We start from the raw sequence: 21,305 nt of genomic DNA, 5'->3' as shown, positions 1-21,305 counted from the left end.
TCCGAATCCACTGTGCGACAAGCTCGCTCCACGGCTCAGGGTCGGTCACCCGCGATAGCGCCCTGTGTGCCGGATCAATAACCGCGTGAACGATCGACGATATTCCCCAGCGGTTCGCCGCGCAGCAATCGCGCGAAATTTGCAAACCAGAGTTCGAGGACCCGCAGGTTGTAATCGGGCGAGTCGCACGAAATGTGCGGCGTGACGACGAGTCTCGGCACGTCCCACGCCACATGGTCCGTCGGCAACGGTTCGGGATCGAATACGTCGAGCAGCGCGCCGCCGCACTCTCCTGAATGCAATCGCTCGAACAACGCCGCATGGTCGATCAGCGCCGCGCGCGAAAGGTTGACGACGCCCGCACCGGGCCGCATGCGGGCGAGGCGCGCGGCGGAAAGCAGGTCGCGTGTCTCCGGCGTGAGCGGCGCCGTGATAACGACGAAGTCGGCCTGGGGCAGCCAGTCGTCGAGTACGGAGATCGTTGCGAGTACATCGACTGCTTCCACCGCCTGCGCCGGTGCCGCACCGCTCCGGTTCAATGCAACCACTCGCAAGCCGAGCGCACGTGCCGCGCGGCTCGCTGCCATGCCCAGATCGCCGAAACCGATTATCAGCGCCGTCTTGCCGCGAATCGACGTGGTCAGCCGCGCGTCCCAGCGATGCTCCCGCTGCCCGTGCAACACGGCCGGCAGTTGCGCATTCAGCATCAGCACCGCCATTTGCGTGTATTCGGCCGCCTTGTCGCTATGAATGCCGCTACTGTTCGTCAGAATCAGGTCGCGGCGCAGACGATCGAGCGGCATCAACTGATCGACGCCGGCACCTGTCGTGTGAATCCAGCGCAGACCTGGCGCGTCGTTCACCACCTCATGCGGAAATCTCGACGCCAGCAGGAAGTCGACGTCGTCGAGCGGACGCGCGAACCGCTCGCCGTCCCAGCCGAACGTCACGTCGATTTGCTGTGCGAGATCGGCATGCCGCGCGCAGGCGACCTGCCACACGGCTTCGTGAAGATGAAAGGCCGGCGACTGACGCCGCTGGCTTTCGAGGTGCAGCCGGTATCGGCGGGCAGGTTCGGTCATCCGGGGCGACATCCTTACAGGGGGAGAGCAACGAGCGTGTCGTAGCGGCACGAATCCGTGACGACCGTGCGCTCACGCAGCAACGCGCGGCCGCTCTCGATTACGATCTGATCGATATAACGTCCGGCGCTGAACACAACCATGCCGCCTTCATAGCCGGTTCGCACGACCATGTAGCTGGTTTCGCAGCCGATCAGCCCGTCTTCGACGCTGACGACTTCCGTCGGTCCAAGTACATGACGGTAGACATGCGGCTCGAACACGTTAACCGACTGGATCGAACTGACGCGATCCAGCAGCATGCCGCGCGTGTTGCAGAACCAGATGCCGAAATCGCGACCCGCTTCGAAATCGGTGCGAGTGAGAATACGGTAAGTGCAATCTTCGGTGAAGAACTCCGGCCAGCGGTCGAAGGCGCCATTGTCGATCGAACTGCAATAGTGGGCCATCAGGCGCGCGATACTCGCGCCCGTCTGGGTGCTGACCTCCAGGTCGGGGTAGCGCGTCGTGCTAGACATCCATCAGTTCTCTATAGAATTTCCAGAAGCCGCGCACCGAGGTTTCGGTTGCGCGGGTCGCCATCGGGCCGGTGCCCTTGCCGCCCATCTCGATCACGGCGGCGTCGTCAAGATCCCCGCGAATACCCTTTTCGACGAACGCGCCAATCGTGCCGTCTTCCATCGACACAAAACCTGCGGGTCCGACGAGATTGCTCTGCTTGCGCCGGATGAGCGATTGCTCCGGTGTGTCTTCCTCGAAGCCGAGCACGGTCCAGATCAGTTCGCATCGATCCACGCCGAGCGGCACCACCTGCCGCACGCCAATGGAATTCATGATCTGATGCAGCACGAAGCCCGGAAAAATGCTCTGGATCGCATTGGTGATCTGATCGGGATACTCCATCCACTGATCGATCAGCGAAGGATCCTTCAGACCGAAATCGTCGCGCATCGCACGAATCACGCCGGAGTCGTATGCCTGATCGCCAATGTCGGTATAGCGCTTCGTAAAGGTGATGTGATGCCGGCTGTCTTCATCCTGCAACGTACCGCCTTCCGCCGACAGCCGGTTGATCTTGAAGGTCGAGAAAAACGCATGTAGCAGGCTCGGGTGATAATTGTCTCGGCTATTCTCGATGTAGAGCTTCCAGTTGTTGTGCATCACCTGACTATAGCGGCCAAGTATCTTTACCCGCCCATATAGCGTGCGCTCCATGTGCCGCACCATTGTCGGTCCGAGATAGTCCTTTAGTGCGGGGGCTTCTTCGGAAAACGACCCGAACACGAGGCCGCGGATGGTCTCCACGCGCAGCTTCGTCAGACGGAACTTCGATTTGTCGAAATCCTCGGGCATGCCGCCTTTGCCCTGCACGCCCTTCTCGAATGCGATGCTCGTCAGTTCGCCGTCGAAGTTATAGACCCAGTTGTGATAAGGGCAAACGAAGTTCGGACGCTTGCGGTGCCCCTGCGCTTCGTAGCAAAGCACCGAGCCCTTGTGCACGCACTTGTTCACGAGCGCACCAATGGTGCCGTCCTGCCGACGCACGACAATTACCGACGTATGGCCGACCTTGGTCGTGATGTAATCACCCGCGTTTGGAATCTCGATGTCGAGGCAGAGGAAACTCCATGTGGGCCCGCGAAACACGGCATCCTGCTCGCGCTCGTAGGTTGCGGCATCGGAAAACACACGTAGCGGCACACGTGTAATGCCCTCTTCCGGCCAGCGGATCCGGCTGGCCGGAAATCCAATAGTCGCGACCGTACCGTCGCACTTTTCCGTCATATTGCTGCTCCGTTGATGAAAACCCGTACTCCACGGCGGCGGCGGTGGCCGCTGGCCCATTCCCGATATCCGCTCATTTGACTGCTTCCGAGTCGAGATACGGCTTCTGATAGAAGAGATCCGCGGGAAGCTCGCCCTTCAGCGTGCCGGCGGCCTTGAAAACCTCGAATGTGCGTTTCAGTGTGTCGATGTCGCCCGATTTGAACGAGACCGTATTCATGGTCGTCCAGTGGTCGCCGTAAAAACGCGCGCCCTCGTCGCTCATGTTGCCGGCCTTCTTGAGTATCGCCACGACAGCGTCGGGATTGGCCGCGCCGAAGGCCAGCGCCTGGCGCATCGCCGCGAGCACCTTCGCCGCATCTGCCGGGTTGTCCTTGAGCCACTCGCTGCGCATCACGGCGACACCGATATAGGGCGGTGTGCTCGCTTTCGTCATCTGTTTCCATTGATCGGACAAAGTCGTGATGACGCGGACTTTCTGCGCACTGTCCGGCACCTGCGCCACTGTGGTGGGACGGATGACGGCGGCGTCGACGTTCTTCTGAACGAGGAACTGCGCAAGACGCGGCTCGTCGCCTGCAACCAGGTGATAGTCGGTAAGCTTGAGCCCGTAATTGCCGTCGAGCACGGCGGTACCGACGCCAGTGGTCGCACTGCCGATTGGCGACATGCCGACTTTCTTGCCGCGCAGTTCACCCGCGGAGTGGATCGGCGAATCCGCGAGCACGACGATTTCCGCATCGACAATCTGCGTAGCGGCCACCATCCTGACAGGCACACCCTGCTGGCTCAGGCTGAATGCTCCCGCGAGACTGGTGCCGAATGCCAGATCGATCGCGTTCGAAGCCAGCGCGGTAGTCGGTCCGTTCACGTCCGGAAAGTGGAGAAACTGCACCTGCAGACCCTGTTTCTCAAAGAACTTCTGCGCTTCGAGCACGGCGCCGAAACCGAGGCTGGTGCCGCTGGTCCAGTAGCCCACACGCAGCGGCGCCGCATACGCACTGGTAAGGCACGCGCCGGCTATTACGAGTGCGCATGCTGCCTTTAGAACGGAACGAAATGATTTCATGGTGCTTTGCCTGAAGTAGCGACGTGGCCGGCCTCCCCAGCATCGTCTTTGAAGGATTACTAAATGTCCTTATCAAAACATAAATCACGGTGCAACCATTCATCGAGAGATTCCGCCTGAAAAGGCGGAACCTCCGCATTACTTGCCCATTGCAACCAGCGGAGCGCGTGCGAAGTCCTGCTTCATGCTGCGCAGCACACGCTCCATCGTCATGTCGCGAAACTTTTCGATGTGCCGGCGCGTAATACGCGCGCCCGACTTGCCGTCCCCTGCCGACAGCACCTCGACCAGTTGGCGGTGATCGTCGGCGATTTCCGGGCTGTCGTCTTCGTCGCTGAAACCAAGCGCCACCAGCCGCGCCATTTCGTCAAACAGCACCGAGATGCTGCGCACCAGACGTTCGTTGCCCGATGCCATTGCGATCACCAGATGAAACTCCCGGTTCGCCTCGAGGAAAAAACCGATCCGGTTGCCGTGATTCTTCGACGCTGTATTGCCGCGCGCGGCGCGATCGATCCGCATCAGCGCCTTCGCGTCCACCTTGCCGGCCGCGAGCCGCGCGGCTTCGGGTTCGAGAATGAGCCGCAGCGCGAACACCTCCTCGACATCCTTCAGGGTGACCGGTACGACGACGTAGCCGTGTCGCGGCACCGAACGCACGAGCCCTTCGTGCGTGAGACGCGCAAGCGCTAACCGGCACGTCGACTTGCCGACGCCGTATTGCTCCATCAGCGCAGCCTCGGTCAACATGCTGCCCGGTTTCAGCGAGCAGGAGAGTATCGCCTGCCGCATGGCCAGATAAGTCGACTCGCCCAGCAACTTGCCCTCGGCCGCGGCGTTGCCCCCATAAATTACTTTTCCTTCCATGTCGCTCCCGTACGCTCTATCCAGGAATGGCTGTTTATTATGCTTACGTCATTCTGTAGGCACCTCACCAACCTCGAGTCATTTTAGGAGACGCATATAGGGAAGTAAACTGAACACAAAAAGGCACGCCCTGTCGCACCGTCTATCAGTCAGCAGTGCCGCTCCATCGGCGTATGGTTCGCGATTCGATATCGAACAGGTCAAGCACGCGCCCGAGCGTATGATCGACCATCTGCTGGAGCGTTTCCGGCAGCGCGTAGAACGCCGGCACTGGCGGATAGACAATCGCGCCGGCGTCCGTGACGGCCGCGAGACTGCGGATATGACCCGCATGCAACGGCGTTTCGCGCACCATCAGCACGAGACGGCGACGTTCTTTCAGCATCACGTCTGCCGCTCGCGAAAGCAGCGAACTGGTGCAGCCGGTGGCCACTTCCGACAGCGTCTTGATCGAACACGGCGCAACGATCATGCCGTCGACCCGAAACGAGCCGCTCGAAATCGCCGCACCGATATCGGTGTTCGGATAGTTGACGTCCGCGAGCGCCTGCAGATCGGCGAGCCGCATCTGCAACTCCTGCGCAAGCGTCACCTGCGCCGAACGGCTGACCACCAGGTGCGACTCCACCTCCAGCTCGCGTAGCAGACGAAGCAAACGCACACCGTAGATCGCGCCCGAAGCGCCGCTGATACCGACCACGACGCGGCGCCGTGCTGCGGATTGGGATCTCATGCAACATCTCCTTTATCGACCAGATGCGGCCAACGCCCGCGCAAACGCGTCCTCACGGCTTTTGACCCGCTATGATCTTCTTTGCCGTTTCGTACGGCCCGGTGACGAATACATCGGGCGGAAGCGTGCCTTTGATCGAGCCGCTCGCAGCGAAGATCTGCTGCTCGCGCTTGAGCGTGTCGATATCGACTGGTTCGAAGGAAATGCTGTTCAGCTCGGCCCAATGCGCGGCATAGATCTGCGCGTCGCTTGCGGGCAGATTCGCAACTTTCTGCAGGATCGCCGCGACCTGATCCGGATGCGCGTTGCCCCAGGCGATTGCGTTGTGAATCGCGACGATCAGCTTCGCGACCGATTGCGGATCGCGCTGGATCAATTCCGTGCGTGCCGCAGCCACGCCCAGATAGGGCATCGCATCGGACCTCGTCAGCTTGTGCCATTCTTCCACCAGCGTACCGAGACGCCGCGTCTTCACCTCCGTCAATTGTGCGACCGTGACGGAGCGCAACGCCGCGGCGTCGACCTGATGCTGCACGAGAAACTGCGCGAGGCGCGCCTCGTTGCCCGGCACCAGCGAATAATCGCCGGAGTTGAAGCCGTAATTCGCTTTGAGTACCGCAGCCGTCATCAACGCGACCGAGCTTCCCGACGGCGACATGCCGATCTTCTTGCCACGCAGTTGCGCGATCGACTGGATCTGCGAATCGGCGGGCGTGACAAATGTGACATCGGCCGGTGCCGTTGCTCCGAAGATCTTGATCGGCACGCCGGTCGCCGCGATGCTGAACGCGCTCGCGCCCGCCACGCTGAAACTCACGTCGATCACATTGGCGGCAAGTCCGCTCGCTGGTGCGTTGACCTCGGCGAAGTGCACGAAACGCGCGTCGTCGATACCGGCTTTCTTCAGGAAATCGCCGGTTTCCAGCACGGCGCCGAGGCCGAGGCTCACGCCGCTCGTCCAGTAGCCGATGCGCAGCGGCGCGGCCTGCGCGGACAGTGCGAGCAGGGAGATCACGGCGGCAAACAGCACACGCCTTGCAAGCAAGTAAGGTTGCATCAGGTCAGCTCATTAATGGGGTGGATGGAGCGCTGCCGGCCCGCACAGCACACTGAACCACATCGCGGCAATCAGCGCCGCGTCGGCGGCACGGCGTCGAAGCGCGAACCGCGCACGCACAGCTTGCCTTCCGCGGTTTTCCACAACTGCTTGCGTTCATGCAGTTCGCCGAGCGCGCGGGCCAGCGTGCGGAAGTCGTATTTCGACAGCCGTTCGGCGAGTGCGGTGTAGTAAAGCGGTGCTTCGCCGATGAGCGCGAGCGCTTCGGCTGCGGCCTCCTCCACCTGTTCCGGCTCCGACACATGCACCGTATCCGCCTTCCCGCCTACGTAGTCCGCGATCTTCGCCGTGTCTGCGTACGCATACGAAATGCGCTCGTAGCGCTCGTGCGGAATGCCTTCCGAGATCGTCGCGTCGACACCGATCTTGGCGCCCGTCGGCACCATGCCAGGCGGCATCACCGGCAGACTCGGGTCGAGCGGCTTCGCGCGCGCGCCGGGAATCACGATCAGATCACGGTCACCCTGGACGCGCGTCGCGATCGCCCATTCCACCTGCTCGCCGTTGAACACGTCGATGTCGTCATCGACCACCACCACGTGCTTCAGATCCATCACTGACAGCGCCGCCAGCAGCGCGTTCTTGCCTTCGCCCGCCTGCTTCCTGATCGAAATGACCGCATGCCAGAACGCGCGACCGCCCAATGTCACGTTGATGTCCTTCACCTGCACGCCGGCCGTGCGCAGCGCGCTGCGGATCGCCTGATAGCGCGTCGGTGCCGCGAGCCACGTGTTTTCCCACGGCATGTGCAGTGAGTAATACATCGCGTCGCGCCGATGCATGATCGCCTTGATGCGCACATCCGGATTCCAGTGCAGCCCGCCCATCAATGCGGTGAATTCGCCGAAACGGCCTTCCGGTTGCGTCCAGCCCGTCGGCAGGATTTCCGCTTCGATCACGATTTCCGAGTCGGCGATATAGGGCAGATCGACAGTCTCGCAAGGCGCCAGTTCGACCGGCACGCCGCGAATGCCGCCCGCGATCGCCATTTCATCCACGCCGATCGGTGCGCGATAGCCGGCGCCCATGATTTCCATCGGGTGGTTGCCGATCGAAATGGAGATCGGGCACGGACGTCCCTGTTCGTAGGCACGCTGCGCGAACATGCGCATATTGTTCGGCGTTACGATGTCGATACCGCTCAGCGCCTTTTCCTTGACCATGAAGCGGTAGATGCCGCTGTTCAATCCATACTCCGGATCGCGCGAAATCACGATACCTGCGGTAATCATCGGGCCGCCGTCGAAAATCGAAGACATCGGAATGGGCAGACGGAACAGATCGACATCGTCGCCTTTGTAGATCACTTCTTTCGTGGCCGACGTGGCGACGTATTTAGGCGGAATCGGGTTCTGGATGCCATGCGCCAGCATCTTTTCGATTTCGGAGTAGCTGTCGCAACCCATTGCCATCATCGCGCGCTCCTGCGTGCGGATAATGCCCGACAGCAGCGGCATGTCGTAGCCGATCACGTTATGAAACAGCAGCGCCCGGTCGCTCTGGTCGACGAGCGTGCCCACGTGGCGGATATCGACGGGCTGCCGGATATCGACCAGTTGCTGTGCCACGCGCAGCCGTTCCAGGAACTCGCGAAAGTTCTCGTTCATACTGAACTCCATGATGTTGAATGTCGTATCGGTTTCACTTACGCGGTCTCGCTATCCTGCAACGACGCAAGCGCTATGGCTTTCAATGCGGCGCGATCGATCTTGTTCGTGGACGCAAGCGGCAATGCGTCGAAGAACCACACGCGCCGCGGGTGCTGGTATGCGGGCGCATGCGTCAGCGCATACTGTTTGGCTTCCTCTTCCGTTAGCGACGCGCCCGTGCGCCGCACCACGAACGCCACCGGCTTGGTTCCCTTGATGTCGTCGGCGACCGGCACCACGCAAGCCTGGACGATGTCCGGGTGCGTCTCCAGCATCTGCTCGACTTCACCGGGAAAGATGTTTTCGCCGCCCGACACGAACATGTCGTCCGCACGGCCGACGAACGCATAGAAGCCCTGTTCGTCGCGGTGAAATACGTCGCCCGTTACATAGAAGCCGTCTGCTGTCACCGGCAGTGGCAGGGCGGGCCGGTTGTGGTAACCGAGCATGACGGCGGGGCTTTTAACGGCCAACACGCCGGTTGCAACACCGGTCGGCGGTGCGTCGAGCAACTTGACGCTGACTTCGGGATGCGGATATCCGACCGACAGCAACGGCGGTTCGATCCCTTGCGGATGTGGTCCGAACACGATCGGGCCGCCCTCGGTCGTGCCATAGACGTTAGTTAGCTTCGCATTCGGCAATACCTCACCGATCTGCGCAAGCAGACTCTCGCTGACGGGCGCAGAGCCCATCCGGATGAAGCGCACCGATGAAAGATCCGTGCGCGCAAGCAGTTCCTTTTCGCGCAGCATCATCGCGATCATTGGCGGCACAGAGGTGAGCCACGTGACCCGATAACGCTCGATTGCCGTGATGTACATGCGCGCGGTGAATTGCGGAAGCAGTACGACCGTACCGTGCCCGTACAACGACATCAGCACGAGCGTCAGCGCGTTCATGTGATACATCGGCGCGGCCACCAGAAAGCGATGCGCCGCCGGTGGCTGCGCGCGCGCTCGCGTACGCGCCACCCACAGATGGCTGCTGTGCGAGAGCATTACGCCCTTCGGCTTGCCGGTCGAGCCGGACGTATAGAGAAACATCGCAGGCATGTCGGGCGTGGGCACCAAAGTCTCGAACGGGCCAGGTTCGACGAACGAAGCGAAACTTTCCCCGCCCGTCGAATCGAATACGACTGTTGGCAGATCGTCCGGGCAATCGGCAAGTCGCGCGGCGTCGCAAAACACCAGACTCGCACCGCTATCGCGGATCACAAAAGTGGAGAGCGCGGGCGGGAACCTGAAGTTGACGGGCACGGCGACCATTCCCGCGCGCATGATGCCAAGCAGCGCCGCGACATATTCAGCGCGATTCGCCGCAAGAATGGCAACGCGCTCGCCAACTTTCAGACCACGCCGTACCAGTGCACGCGCGACGCCGTCAGCCAGCGCGTTCAGTTCCCCGTAGGTCATGCGCGTGTCGTGCCACGCGCCACCTGTTTCATCCGGTTCCCCAAGCGCGATCACTGCAAGCTTGCACGGATCGCCGTCGGCGTCGATCAGATCGCCGAGATTCTCAGGCGTGGGCATGTTCAACTGCTCCGATAAATTCAATGACAGTATTGAGTTCGCCTAACAGCACGACAACGGACGACGCGCCGCTCTGCGCATGGACCGGCGCCATCAGCCGCACAACGCTCTCGTCGGCGTGGGACGTGAGCGCGTCCAGACGTGCGCGCACCGCCGCAAGATCGCTTACCTCGACGACGACGGCACCAAAATAGCTTCCGCGCCCTGCTGCGTGACATACGAGGTCGCCATAGCGCGCGTGGTACGCCGCGTCATCGATAAAATGCAGATCGAAATCAGCCAACGCAATGCGCGAATGCCGGGCGGAGGGCGATGTGAGATCCGACTCGCCGGCAATCAACGCATAGCGGCGCACTTCGAGCTGCGGGTCGTCGCTCACGATCACACATTCCTTCAGGCGTCGCGCGCCGTTCGGATGCTTCGTCCATTCGGCACGGAAGACCCATTCCGGCGTGAGGTGCTCGCAGAAATAGACGCGCCCGGCGGACAGTTCTTCGGCTGCGAGCCGGGTTGTCCGGAATCGGGCGATCTGCTCGACGCCTTCAACGTTCACGGGCCGTGTGAACGACTGCGGTTCACTGGCACGCACGCCGGCGTCGATCAACCGCGCATAGGTTTCCTGCGCGTCGTCCGTTTTGAACACGAGACCGTCCAACCCCAGACGGCTTTCAAGAATCTCGCGCCGCAACGTGGTGGCGCCGGGGGGCAGGCCGACCAGTTCGAGATAATGTCCATCGAACATCATCAGGTGATTGACTGAGCCAAGCGAGTGATAGCCGCGCGGGGTCAGCGCGAAACCGAGCGCTTCGAAACATGACGCCGCAGCGTCGGTTTCGAACATCGCGTTCACGACGACATGGTCGAGCGTCGATGTCGCCGTATTCATCATGCCTTCGGCGCGGGTGCGAGTGCGGTCGAATAGACGCCCCGGCCGCTTGCGAGCAGCGTGCCGGACTGGTCGTAGATGTGTGCTTCCGCAACCGAAATCGCGCTGCCGAACTTCACGACCTTGCCGCGCGCGATGAGGTCGCCGGGCATCGCCGCACGGTGATAGTCGACGCGCAGATCGATCGTCGGTACGCCGCGGCCCGTTTTCGACACCAGCGCCCAGTCGGCCGTGAGGTCGACCAGCGCGGCAAGAATGCCGCCATGCGTGTAGCCGCGTTCCGGGTTCACGACCCACTCTTCGCGCCATGTCGCAGCGATTTCGATCGAGCCTTCACTGACTTCGAGCACACGCAGACCGAGCCATTGATGATAAGGACCGCGCGTGAGCATTGCCTGAACCTGCTCGGCGGTAAGTTGCTGGTTATCAGCCATTCTGGTCTCCGTATTTTTATGGGGTAACGACAATCTTGCCGAGTACTTCCCGATCGCGAATCATGCGCAGGCCCTCCGCGGCCTGTTCGAGCGGCAGCACCTTGTCGATCTGCACCGCGATCTTCCTGGTACGGATCAATTCCATCAGTGCGGAGAGGTTGTCGTCATAGAAACTGTTCGAGCCGACCACACGAATCTCGAAGCTCCAGATGTAGCGCAGATCTTCCTTCGGATCGTGGCCCGCGGTCGCGCCGCAGACGAGCAGGCTGCCGCCGCGTTTGATGCACTTGAGCGACGGCACCCACGTATCGCCGCCGGTGAAATTGATCACGACGTCCGCACCGCCTTCATAGCTGCGGCGTTGCGGCTTGCCGTACTTCTCGATGACCCACTTCGAGAAATCGGTGTCGCGATAGTTGATGACGTGATCGGCGCCCATCGCCTTGAGCCGTTCGGCCTTGTCCGCGCTGCCGGCGGCCGCGATCACTTCGGCGCCAAGCATTTTGGCGAGCGTCACGCAGCCGGTTCCGACACCACCGCTCGCACCCAGAATGACTACACGATCGCCCGGCTTGATAGTGTTGTGCGTGACGAGCATCCGGTGCGCTGTACCGTAGGCGACCGGCAGCGAGGCCGCTTCTTCGAACGTCACGCCTTCGGGCATTGCAATCAACTGGTCAGCGTTGACGAGGCAGTATTGCGCCATGCCGCCGTCGAGCATTTCGCCCATCAGGCCTTTCTTTTTGTTGAGCGGATTGACGAGCACGCGTGCGCCAACCGACCAGTTTTCGACGTTGTCTCCTACCTCGGTGATCTCTCCCGCCATATCCAGACCGATGACCACAGGCAGCGGCACCTTGATGCCCGGCATACCCTTCACCGTAAAGACGTCGTGATAGTTGAAAGACGACGCGCGCACGCGGATGACCACGTGACCCGGCACCGCCTTCGGCATTGGCAGCTCGCCGACATGGAGTTTGTCGACGTCACCGTGTTCGGAGAGAATCAAAGCCTTCATCGTACTGCTCATATGTACTCCTATTTATGGAAAGCAAACGTGCTACTTCTTCGTAAATGTTCGACCATTTCAGCCACTTCGGCTCGCGGCGCGGCAGCAGTGCGCCGCGAGCCCGTTCTCTATGCCCGCTTCTTCCAGCGGAACAGGTAGTTTTCAAGCGGCTTTAGAATGCCGTACTCGAGCACCACCATCAGCACGACCATAGTGAGTGTCCATGCGAACACCTGATCGGTCTGAACAAGATCTGCCGCCTGACGCAGCCGGTAGCCGACGCCGTTCGACGAACCGATCGTCTCCGCCACCAGCGACACCCGCCAGCCGAAACCGAACGCGAGGCGAGCACCGGAGAAGAAATACGGCAGCACGGTGGGCAGATAGATCTTGGTCATCACCTTGCTGCGCGACATCTGGAAGCTGCGGGCAAGCTCGACGTATTCGGCATTGACGCTTTGCGCGCCCTGCCACACGTTCGTGAGAATCAGCGGCATCGCTTCCATGAACACGACGAAGATGGTCGTGCCGTTCGAGATGCCGAACCAGATCAACGCAAAGATGGCCCAGATCGCGGCGGATACCGTATTGACCACCGACAATACCGGCTCACAGAAACTGCCGAGCCGACGATTCGCGCCGAGCAGGATGCCGAGCGGCGTGCCGACCAGCGCGGCCAACAGGAAACCTGCGACGACGCGGTACAGCGTAATGCCGAGATCTTCGGCAAAGGTACCGGTCGCGATCAGGTCAAGCAGCGCGTTCCACGTTTTCCCAGGACCGGGCAGGATGAAGGCCGGCACGCGTTGCGCCGCCACCCACCACAGGATCAGGAAGATGGCGAGCAGTGAAAGACGTTGACCGGCGACTCTCGCGAAACGCGTCAGTCGGCCAAACCGTGCGGGAAAAACAGAGCTGGCGGTCGAAACAGAAGACATCGCAACGTCCTTAAATGAGGGCGCGCACGCGGCGCACCGTTTCCGCGACTTCGGCGGCGAGCGGATCGCGCGGTCGCGGCAAGTCGATCATCAGCGCATCGCGCACGCGTCCCGGCCGCGGACGCAGCACAATCACCTTATCCGCGAGCACGATGGCTTCTTCCACGTCGTGTGTGACGAATACAACGGTCATCTTCAACTGCTCGCGGATTCGCAGCAGTTCCGCGTGCATCTGCGAGCGCATCTGCGGATCGAGCTTGGAAAACGGTTCGTCCATCAACAGGATGTACGGCTTCACGACGAGGCTGCGCGCGAGCGCCACCCGGCTGCGCATGCCGCCCGAGAGCTCGTGCGGGTAGGCGTGCTCGAATCCTTCGAGGCCGGTCATCTTCAGCGCGGCCAGCGCGCGTTCGCGCCGCCGTTCTGCATTGAGCGAACCCGCTTCGAGACCGAACTCCGTGTTCGCCACGATCGTGCGCCAAGGTAGCAGGCGGTCTTCCTGAAACATGTAGCTGACCACGCGGGTATCGTGCGTCGGCTCGCCGGCCACTCCGTCGATCCGCACGTCGCCCTGATCCGCCTGCACCAACCCTGCGATGATGTTGAGCAACGTGCTCTTGCCGCATCCGGACGCACCGACGATCGCCAGCACCGAACCCGAAGGCGCCGTCAGACTGATGTCCTCGAGCACCGCCAGCTTGCCGTAGTGCTTCGAAACGTGCTCCACTTCCACCGCGTTGCGTGTCGTGGCTGCCTTCTCGAACATGGCCTGGGTAGTCACTGCGTTCATCGTGCGCCTCGCAGCGGTACGATCGGTGCGCCTGCATGCGTGTCGCGCAGGCTCGCCATCACCTTTTCCATCGTCATGTCGCGGAACGTCGCCACATGCCGGTGCGCGATCTGCTCGGCGCGCTTGCCGTCGCCGCTCGCGAGCGCGCTGATCATCGCGGTGTGGTCATGGCGGATCTCCGGCTTCGTGTTCTGCACCCCGAAGCCGAGCGACACGAGTCGCGCCATATCGTTGAGCAGGCCACCCAGCATGCGAACCAGCCGGCCGTTGCCCGAACATTCGGCGATCGCCATGTGGAAAGCGGCATTCGCGTCCATGAAGATGCCGATCCGGCTGCCGATGCCAAGCGACGTATCGTCGTTGCGGCACGCGCGCTCCAGCCGGTTCAACAGGTCGATATCCGCCTTGCCCGCAGCGAGGCGCGCCGATAGCGGCTCAAGCTCAAGGCGAAGCGCAAACACTTCTTCGACGTCCTTCAACGTAATCGGCGTCACCACGTAACCCTGACGCGGCACGATGCGCACAAAACCTTCCTGCGCGAGACGCTGCAGCGCCACCCTGCAGGTTGCCTTGCCGATGCCGTAGCGTGCGGTCAGCGCGCTTTCCGTCAGCGTGGCGGCCGGTTCGATTACGCAGGACAGAATGTCCTGACGAATCGCCGAACACGCCCGCTCACTGAGCAGTTTTGCTTCGTTCGAACAGTCGATCAATTCCACCGTCGGAGCTGCAGGATCTTTCACGACACCTCTCCTTCGTCTCGTAAGCTGCTCACAGAGATCCGTGTGGGCAGGTGATGAGTTAACTTAGAACAGCCATTAAAAAAATGCACGTAAAAAAACGTGACTTCTGAGCTGTTCAGCGATATGTCATGCCGCTCCCTGGCCTCTCTCGCATGACATATCCGCATGGCGTTCACTGCGCCTTCGTGCCGTCAGAACGAATGCAGTATCCCGAGCTGCGCGCCCGTCACGCCTTCTCCGCGCGTCGGCGTGTTCGGTGTGATGGGCCCGTTGGCGATCAGCGCATAGGTCGCGCCGTGGCGGTTCACGAGCCGTTCAAACGTCCCATAGACCAGCGTCCGCTTGCTGAAACTGTAGAACGCGCCAACGCTCACCTCTCCCGCATTGTTATCCTGACCCGAACTATCCTGCGCGTAGCCGACGCCGGCCGCGAGTCGTAGCGCGGGTGTGACGTTGTAGGTCGTCGATAACGAATAGACGCTGTGATATTTGCCTTGGACATTGGTTGAGATATTCGAGCCGAGGTTGTTGCCGCGGTAATAGCCGAAGTAGCCCGTCACTCTGCCGAACTGATAACTGCCGCCGGCGAACGTCGTCTTCGTATTGACTTTTCCGTTCGCGCCGTTCTGTTCCGCATGGCTGACGCCGAGGTACAGCGGGCCGCGCTGATAATCGATCGAGCCGACGTAGGCATTCAGCGCGTCATGCGGCGACGTCTGACCGCCCAGGCTCGCACCCGCGGAGAACGTGAATCCGGCGATATTCGGCGACCAGTACGTGATCATGTTGTCGTAGCGGAACACGAACGTCGAAGCGTTGTGAAGAAACGAGCCGTAGGTACCGCCGGAAAACGCGTCGAACTTGCTGTGCATCAGCAGCAGCACGGAGTTCTGACGACCGAAACGAAACTCGCCATACGGCGTGCCGAGACCGACCCACGCACTGCGGCTGAACGCGAGCGTCGAATCCGTCGCTGCGCCCGAGTTCGTGAGGATGCCGTTCTCGAGATCGAAGGTCGCACGCAAGCCGCCGCCTAGATCTTCGCTTCCTCTGATCCCTACACGGCTTGCCGACAGACCGCCACTCTGAACCGCGGTCTGCGCGCCCTTGCCGCCTGCGTTCGTATAACCCAGGTACGTATCGAGAATGCCGTACAGCGTGACCTCGCCCCGGGCCGGCGTCACTGTCACGGTGCCAAGTGCAACGAGTGCTGCAGAACAAGCCAAAGCCATCTTGCGCATTTCAGATTCCCGTTTCGTTAAATGGTTAATGTCGGATTACTAAGCATCTCAGTGTGAGCCGCTTTCTTGATTCATGCCCCAAAAGACATGTGCAAGAAAACGCGACCTGTGAGATGCTCACAAATGATCGGTAAGCGATCGACAATTGACTTTAGGACGACAAAAAAGAGATGCACAACAAATATTTCTGGACATCTCAAGCGTGAGGTGCTTACAGGCGAGCACCACATTGCCATTCGGCGCGCGATTTTTTGAGCGCGAAGGCGGGAGCGCGGCAACTGGAAGAAATGATTGGCAAACGCGGGATTTGCATCGCTCTGGCACAACTGCCGCTTTCGCCTCGCGCAATCGCCATTGTTCCAGCGTGGGGCGCGTGTAAAGCGTCAGCCGTCGTGAGAGTTTCGGATTGAAGGCGTGTAGACGAAGCCATCTCCACGGACAACCTGAGTGCCGTCCAGAAAGGTTCCCGAAGACCCCGGAAACGTAGCCGAGCCAGTCGCTGACGTCGCTTGCTTCAGGTATGTACTCTTCAGCGCCGCAGCCAGCCAGATATTCATCTGTCGCGGTATACGGAACGGCCGGCTTTGCGATCCAGTCGAGATGGTCATAATGCAGGTGTGCGAGGCCGGCCTGAACCCGACCGGTAGTCCGGAGATTCGCGAAGCGTAGCAACGGGTCAGTGCCCGGCACGCTCGACGCGATGTCCGACGAAACCTGCGTCTGCAAATCCGTCAGTGTTGGTCTGGAAAAGGCATTAGTTAGAGTGTCTAAACAGCCGCTTTCAAGATGGACGCGTCGTTCGAGCGTCGCCGCCAAGCGAAGACCGGGAGTCTCTTCCTGGCCGGACAGCGTCGGCAAGCTGTCGGGCTTGCGAGCGTTACACGTCGCACTACCGACCCAATGTCCGGCATCGGCCGAGCCGCCGTCCGCTTCGGTTGAGGCGACATCCTCAGGCGGAGCTGTTAGCGAAAGCAGTAACCAGGACTCTGGATTTCAGACGTGCCTTTGGTCCCTCAAACGCGTTGAATATCGCCTCGTGCGCGCCATACGAACTCGATCCAGAACGAGAGCGGTACGACTCCGCCCAATCCCGCAATTCTGCGAACGACTGCGCATCCTCGCCGCGTCGCATTCCACGTTCGCGGATGTTCGCGACGCATTGCCCTTCCTTGCAGCTAGGGAACAGATATCCGTATCTTGCCTTTGGCAATGCGTTGTGCACGATCTCCATAGCACGGTCACAAAGCGGTACGCGAAGCGGTCGGCCGCTCTTGGTACGATCGCCAGGAATTGACCATGTGCGGGAGGGTTGCTGCCGACGCGATGCCCCAGCACCGTCTCTGCGTCGAGAATTGGCTTGATGCGGCCGCGTACACGGCGCGCAGTCTCCGCCTTCTTCGTCCAGATCGGCTGAAGGATGCGTACGATCATCGCGGTATCAATGTCGCGCACCCGGGCGTCACCGATCACCGGATACGCGTACGTTTTGAGCGTGTTGCCCCACTGCTGAACATGCTTGCGATTTCGCCACTGGGGTTCATGCGCTCGGATAAACGCTTCAGTTGCTTCACGAAACGTCACATTGTTATCCGCAGATATGTCAAGCAGTTGCCTTCGCTGCTGCTCACGCCGCGCGAGAATGGGATCGATCGGGTCCCTGACCATGTCACGGTACCCGGCGGTCAGTTTCCGCGCCTCGCCCAGAGAGACCCGCGAGAGTGGACCGAGTAGCGACACTGGCTGCGCCATATCAGCGGAAGCGTGCAACGTACGCGATGCGCCGGATCATTGAGAAAAGATGTTGTGTCGGTCGTGCCCATCGACGCTTCCCGTTGGTCCCAGCGCTTCCGGCACCGCCCCGATGACCCTCGGCGGAGGCGGCGCTCGGAAAACTCCCTGCTGCCGCGCATCGCGCGCTGCGGTGTCGAACCTGTCGGCTCACGTGAGCGTCGAGCTCAATGCCCTGCCCGTCCTCGTCCAGCACGCGTGCATAGCGGTAGCCCTGCGGGGCCGGGCTCAGGCAACACCCGCACTGAGGCGCGCAGTGCCAACTGACGCGCACGGTCGAGCAGCCGCGCCCGACTCAGGCCTAGCCTGCATGCGGCCATGAACTTGACGGTCGCCGGCAACAGAGGATCAACGCAAAGCTGCCATGAAAGTCGCCCGGAATCCACCTAATGCCTTCTGGAATTGCCGCATCGGCGCTTCGCGAGCCATCGATCATGCTTTCAGTTGAAAAAACGTGCTGAGATTTTTTCATCGCAGATTCTGCCGAGGGGCTGGAATCTCCATCGGCCGCCATGAGAATTGGCTGCGCCCGACGCGATAGTGGAGCAGACAGCAAGTACGAATTGCTGATCCCAGAAGTTGTTCTCGCTCGCTGCCCGAGACGTTCAAGGCAATTCGAGCGCCGATCAACTCCTGATGGGGTCCTGTGTAAGGGGCCTCGCTTGCAATGAAGCAGAAGCGTCGGCCCCGACGGCGTCAGAACGTATGACGGACCCCGATATTTACAGCAGTCGTTGTTGCACCTTGCGGGACGGCAAATGAACTTGGCGCCAGCACTGCGAGATTGGTCTGGAATGCCCCTTGATTGTGTGCAACGCCAACCTGCGAGTAGAGGATAGTGCGATGCGAAAGCGCGTATTCGGCGCCGAAGGCGAACATCCGCGATTTGTTCTCGCTCATGCCTTTGTTGACGGCATAGTAGAACCCTCCGTTGAGGGTAATCGCTGGGGTGACGGCGTAGACAGCCCCCACACCGAACACGTTGACATTTGACAGAGCGGCGTTTGATGACGGATTCAGGTAGTTCACCCAGTCAACTTTCGCAAGTACCGGACCGAAAGCATAGCCCAATGCCGCAGTCTTCCCGATCGCGATCGTCTGACCGCTTTCCGGATCAGCGTGAGTATAGTAAGCCGCGTTCGCCACGACTGGTCCTTGACTGAAAGACAGGGACGCCGACATGCTTCGGCCGTTTTTGGTCGACCCGGGCACACCACCTACTGCGTATTCGAGCGCACCTGTGAAGCCGTAGAGTTTCGGGCTCGTATAGACAATAGCGTTGCTGTCGAATATCCCGGTGATGCCGAATTGCTGGAAGTACTGCACAAGCTGACTGCCGAACTGCGGCATCCCTCGCGGATCACCGTCAGTGACCGCCAGAAAGAAAGGCGAGAACTGCACACCCAGCTTCACATCACCGAACGGACCCGAGACCCCAATCGTCGCCGCGCGCCCGAAGATCCCACCATTCGAGTCTCCCAACGCGCCTGTTCCGGTCGAAAAGCCACCCTGAAGATTGAAATTGACCGAATAACCGCCGCCGATATCCTCCTTCCCTCGCAACCCGTAGATCGAGGGGAGCCATGCGCCATCAAGGAAAGCAACACCACTGTGCCCGTCCGGTGCAGTCTTGTTCTGATAGAGCAGGCCCGAATCGAGAATGCCGTACAACGTTACACTGCCTTGTGCCGACGCCGTCGCACTGAGTCCGAGAAAGAAAACCGCACACAGAAATCGTCTCATGTTCGTCTCCTGATTCTTTTATGCACGCACCTTTTCGGCTACGTGTCGTTTGTCCATCGGGAAAACGGACGCGCATATAGTCCTTAAACTGTCCGTGACGTGACAATAAGCAGGCTTGACGATCCGGGATAGGTCACATATCGATAAATCACTGCGTCCGTTTCTATCCGCGGGAGTGCCTGACATCCGATAACGCTCCGAACTTCAATTCGCATTTCGCACGCCAGGAACCAAAAAAAAAGCCGCGACCTTGGAGTCGCGGCTTCGCTGAGCCTGCGCGGCGCGCAAAGCGCCATTCAACATGAACTGTGTTCGTACAGCTTAAGATGGCTGTTTCTGCGTCACTTCCCTAAGCCTGAGTTCCCGCCGCAAAATCTTTCCAGAACTGGTTTTCGGAAGATCATCCACAACTTCGATGAAACGAGGCACCTTGTATGCAGCCAGTTTCTGCCTGCAGAACTCGACAATGCCATCCGTATCGACCTGAACACCACTTTTCCCCACGATAAAGGCTTTCGCCAGTTCGCCCTTCGTCTCGTCCGGGATACCGACGACCGCCGCCATCGCAACTGCGGGGTGTTCACATAGAACCCGCTCAAGCTCGGCAGGATAGATGTTGTAGCCACCGGTGATGACCATATCTTTCATCCGGTCTACGACAAAGATGAATCCCTCCTCGTCCATGCAGGCAAGATCTCCCGTATGCAGCCAACCGTCACGGTCGATCGCTTCGGCTGTCGCCTCGGGCCGGCCAAAGTAACCCATCATAGTGACGGGCCCCTTGATCTGGAGTTCGCCTACCTCGCCTGCCGGTGCGATGCCAGACGGGATCTTTAACGACGCGATGCGTGCACTCAGGAATGGAAGTGGAATTCCGATGGAACCATGCTTGCGCGGTCCGTAGAGCGAGTGGGTTGTTCCGAGCCCCCCGAGTTCGGTCATCCCCCACAGCTCAAGCAACGGGGCACCCAACCGAGCCTCAACCTCCCTCATCTTGTACGTCGACATGGTCTGGCCGCCTACCGTACATCGTGTCAGCGAAGAGACGTCATAGTCTCCAAGTTCCGGAGCGTTCAACAGATACATGTACATCGTCGGGACGCCCTCAAAGATCGTCGCCCTGTAGTTCTCGATGCTCGCAAGGATGGCTTTCGCTTCAAACACGGCGTGTAGTACAAGGGTCATGCCGCAGGCGATCGCGCTATTCATGACGATATTGCCGTAGACATGCGAGCACGGTAACGCACTCACCACGGTGTCGTGCTCCGTGCGTATGTGAAACGTAGACGTCATCGCCGTGTTCATGAGAATTGCCCGATGGGACAGCATTGCGCCTTTCGGATGCCCCGTTGTCCCGGAGGTGTAACCGATCGTGCTCAAATCATCGGGCGAAATTCCCTCCACCGGGAAGGAGCCGATCTCACCATCTGTGAGCAGATCGTCGAAACTCTCGATCGACGCCCCCGGGCCGCCGAAGGAAATCAGCCTGACGCGACCAGCTCCGAGCGTGTCGCGCAGCGGAACCAGCTTCTCAAGGGACCCAAAAACGGCGACAGCATTGCAGTCGTTCACCGCGTATGCTGCCTCTGGAGGTGTCAGCATGAGATTCAGCGGGTTCACGACAGCACCGAGTTTCAATATCGCGTAATACGCGATAACCCATTGCGCACAATTGGGTGAATAGAGCGATACGACGGATCCCTTCCCGACGTCTCGCTCCCGAAGACTATCCGCCACGTTGGAGGAAAGACTGTCCAGTTGACGGAAGGACCATGCCTTCCCGTCGGCAACGATAGCAGTCTTGTCCCCGAATCTCCGAGCGGAACGTGTGACCAGTGCCCCGACTGACTGCTCCATTTTTCCCTCCACGTGGTCTCTCTTTTTACCAAATTCGCAAGCCGC

20 protein-coding genes are annotated in these 21,305 nt (G+C 60.4%); all 20 read right to left on the bottom strand.

Features of this window, described 5'->3' with window-relative positions; translation table 11 throughout:
• Positions 1–74: 74 nt before the first annotated feature.
• The 20 genes from BHE01S_RS10240 to BHE01S_RS10150 all read right to left on the bottom strand — a co-directional run bounded on the left by BHE01S_RS10240 (position 75) and on the right by BHE01S_RS10150 (position 21,260).
• The gene (locus BHE01S_RS10240) at positions 75–1,082 is read right to left on the bottom strand and encodes a D-2-hydroxyacid dehydrogenase (RefSeq protein ID WP_042263419.1); all 1,008 of its coding nucleotides are present in this window, start codon (positions 1,080–1,082) and stop codon (positions 75–77) included.
• 14 nt (positions 1,083–1,096) lie between these two features.
• Positions 1,097–1,600, bottom strand: coding sequence for an aromatic-ring-hydroxylating dioxygenase subunit beta (locus tag BHE01S_RS10235; protein ID WP_042263417.1), 504 nt, complete (start codon positions 1,598–1,600; stop codon positions 1,097–1,099).
• A complete protein-coding gene (locus BHE01S_RS10230; RefSeq protein WP_042263415.1) occupies positions 1,593–2,867 on the bottom strand; it encodes an aromatic ring-hydroxylating dioxygenase subunit alpha in 1,275 nt (424 codons plus the stop codon). Before BHE01S_RS10230 ends, BHE01S_RS10235 begins: the two co-directional genes overlap by 8 nt.
• 73 nt (positions 2,868–2,940) lie before the next feature.
• Positions 2,941–3,936, bottom strand: coding sequence for an ABC transporter substrate-binding protein (locus BHE01S_RS10225; protein WP_042263413.1), 996 nt, complete (start codon positions 3,934–3,936; stop codon positions 2,941–2,943).
• 138 nt (positions 3,937–4,074) lie between these two features.
• Positions 4,075–4,803, bottom strand: coding sequence for a GntR family transcriptional regulator (locus BHE01S_RS10220; protein WP_042263412.1), 729 nt, complete (start codon positions 4,801–4,803; stop codon positions 4,075–4,077).
• A 145-nt stretch (positions 4,804–4,948) separates the two neighbouring features.
• Positions 4,949–5,536, bottom strand: a complete 588-nt coding sequence (locus BHE01S_RS10215; protein WP_042263410.1) for a UbiX family flavin prenyltransferase — start codon at positions 5,534–5,536, stop codon at positions 4,949–4,951.
• 52 nt (positions 5,537–5,588) lie between these two features.
• Positions 5,589–6,593, bottom strand: a complete 1,005-nt coding sequence (locus BHE01S_RS10210) for an ABC transporter substrate-binding protein (RefSeq protein WP_042263408.1) — start codon at positions 6,591–6,593, stop codon at positions 5,589–5,591.
• Between the two features lie 71 nt (positions 6,594–6,664).
• Complete coding sequence (locus BHE01S_RS10205; RefSeq protein WP_042263679.1) at positions 6,665–8,260, bottom strand: UbiD family decarboxylase; 1,596 nt, start codon at positions 8,258–8,260, stop codon at positions 6,665–6,667.
• Between the two features lie 38 nt (positions 8,261–8,298).
• A complete protein-coding gene (locus tag BHE01S_RS10200) occupies positions 8,299–9,834 on the bottom strand; it encodes a class I adenylate-forming enzyme family protein (protein ID WP_042263406.1) in 1,536 nt (511 codons plus the stop codon).
• Positions 9,821–10,720 (bottom strand): VOC family protein, encoded by a 900-nt coding sequence (locus BHE01S_RS10195; protein WP_245639695.1) that lies wholly within the window; start codon positions 10,718–10,720, stop codon positions 9,821–9,823. The genes BHE01S_RS10200 and BHE01S_RS10195 overlap by 14 nt, the downstream gene beginning before the upstream one ends.
• Positions 10,720–11,154 carry a PaaI family thioesterase gene (locus BHE01S_RS10190; protein ID WP_042263404.1) on the bottom strand — a complete coding sequence of 145 codons (435 nt, stop codon included), beginning with the start codon at positions 11,152–11,154 and terminating at the stop codon, positions 10,720–10,722. The genes BHE01S_RS10195 and BHE01S_RS10190 overlap by 1 nt, the downstream gene beginning before the upstream one ends.
• A 16-nt stretch (positions 11,155–11,170) precedes the next feature.
• Complete coding sequence (locus BHE01S_RS10185) at positions 11,171–12,184, bottom strand: zinc-binding dehydrogenase (RefSeq protein WP_042263402.1); 1,014 nt, start codon at positions 12,182–12,184, stop codon at positions 11,171–11,173.
• A gap of 107 nt (positions 12,185–12,291) precedes the next feature.
• The gene (locus tag BHE01S_RS10180; protein ID WP_245639694.1) at positions 12,292–12,966 is read right to left on the bottom strand and encodes an ABC transporter permease; all 675 of its coding nucleotides are present in this window, start codon (positions 12,964–12,966) and stop codon (positions 12,292–12,294) included.
• Positions 12,967–13,111: 145 nt separating this feature from the next.
• Positions 13,112–13,891, bottom strand: coding sequence for an ABC transporter ATP-binding protein (locus BHE01S_RS10175; RefSeq protein WP_042263400.1), 780 nt, complete (start codon positions 13,889–13,891; stop codon positions 13,112–13,114).
• Positions 13,888–14,631 carry a GntR family transcriptional regulator gene (locus tag BHE01S_RS10170; protein WP_007176421.1) on the bottom strand — a complete coding sequence of 248 codons (744 nt, stop codon included), beginning with the start codon at positions 14,629–14,631 and terminating at the stop codon, positions 13,888–13,890. Before BHE01S_RS10170 ends, BHE01S_RS10175 begins: the two co-directional genes overlap by 4 nt.
• Before the next feature lie 191 nt (positions 14,632–14,822).
• Positions 14,823–15,872, bottom strand: coding sequence for a porin (locus tag BHE01S_RS10165; protein WP_042263398.1), 1,050 nt, complete (start codon positions 15,870–15,872; stop codon positions 14,823–14,825).
• Between the two features lie 117 nt (positions 15,873–15,989).
• A complete protein-coding gene (locus BHE01S_RS38670; RefSeq protein WP_174479498.1) occupies positions 15,990–16,730 on the bottom strand; it encodes a hypothetical protein in 741 nt (246 codons plus the stop codon).
• Between the two features lie 135 nt (positions 16,731–16,865).
• Positions 16,866–17,537: a phage integrase central domain-containing protein gene (locus BHE01S_RS39785; protein ID WP_407669492.1), complete on the bottom strand. Its 672-nt coding sequence runs from the start codon at positions 17,535–17,537 to the stop codon at positions 16,866–16,868.
• 819 nt (positions 17,538–18,356) lie between these two features.
• On the bottom strand, positions 18,357–19,403 hold the full coding sequence (locus tag BHE01S_RS10155) for a porin (protein ID WP_042263393.1): 1,047 nt from the start codon (positions 19,401–19,403) through the stop codon (positions 18,357–18,359).
• Positions 19,404–19,724: 321 nt separating this feature from the next.
• The gene (locus BHE01S_RS10150; protein ID WP_042263392.1) at positions 19,725–21,260 is read right to left on the bottom strand and encodes an AMP-binding protein; all 1,536 of its coding nucleotides are present in this window, start codon (positions 21,258–21,260) and stop codon (positions 19,725–19,727) included.
• Positions 21,261–21,305 lie beyond the last annotated feature (45 nt).

The organism is Paraburkholderia heleia NBRC 101817, from assembly GCF_000739775.1.
Taxonomy (GTDB): Bacteria; Pseudomonadota; Gammaproteobacteria; order Burkholderiales; family Burkholderiaceae; genus Paraburkholderia; species Paraburkholderia heleia.
The sequence above is the reverse complement of the archived record's forward strand: the minus strand, read 5'-3'. Positions and strand labels throughout refer to the sequence as shown.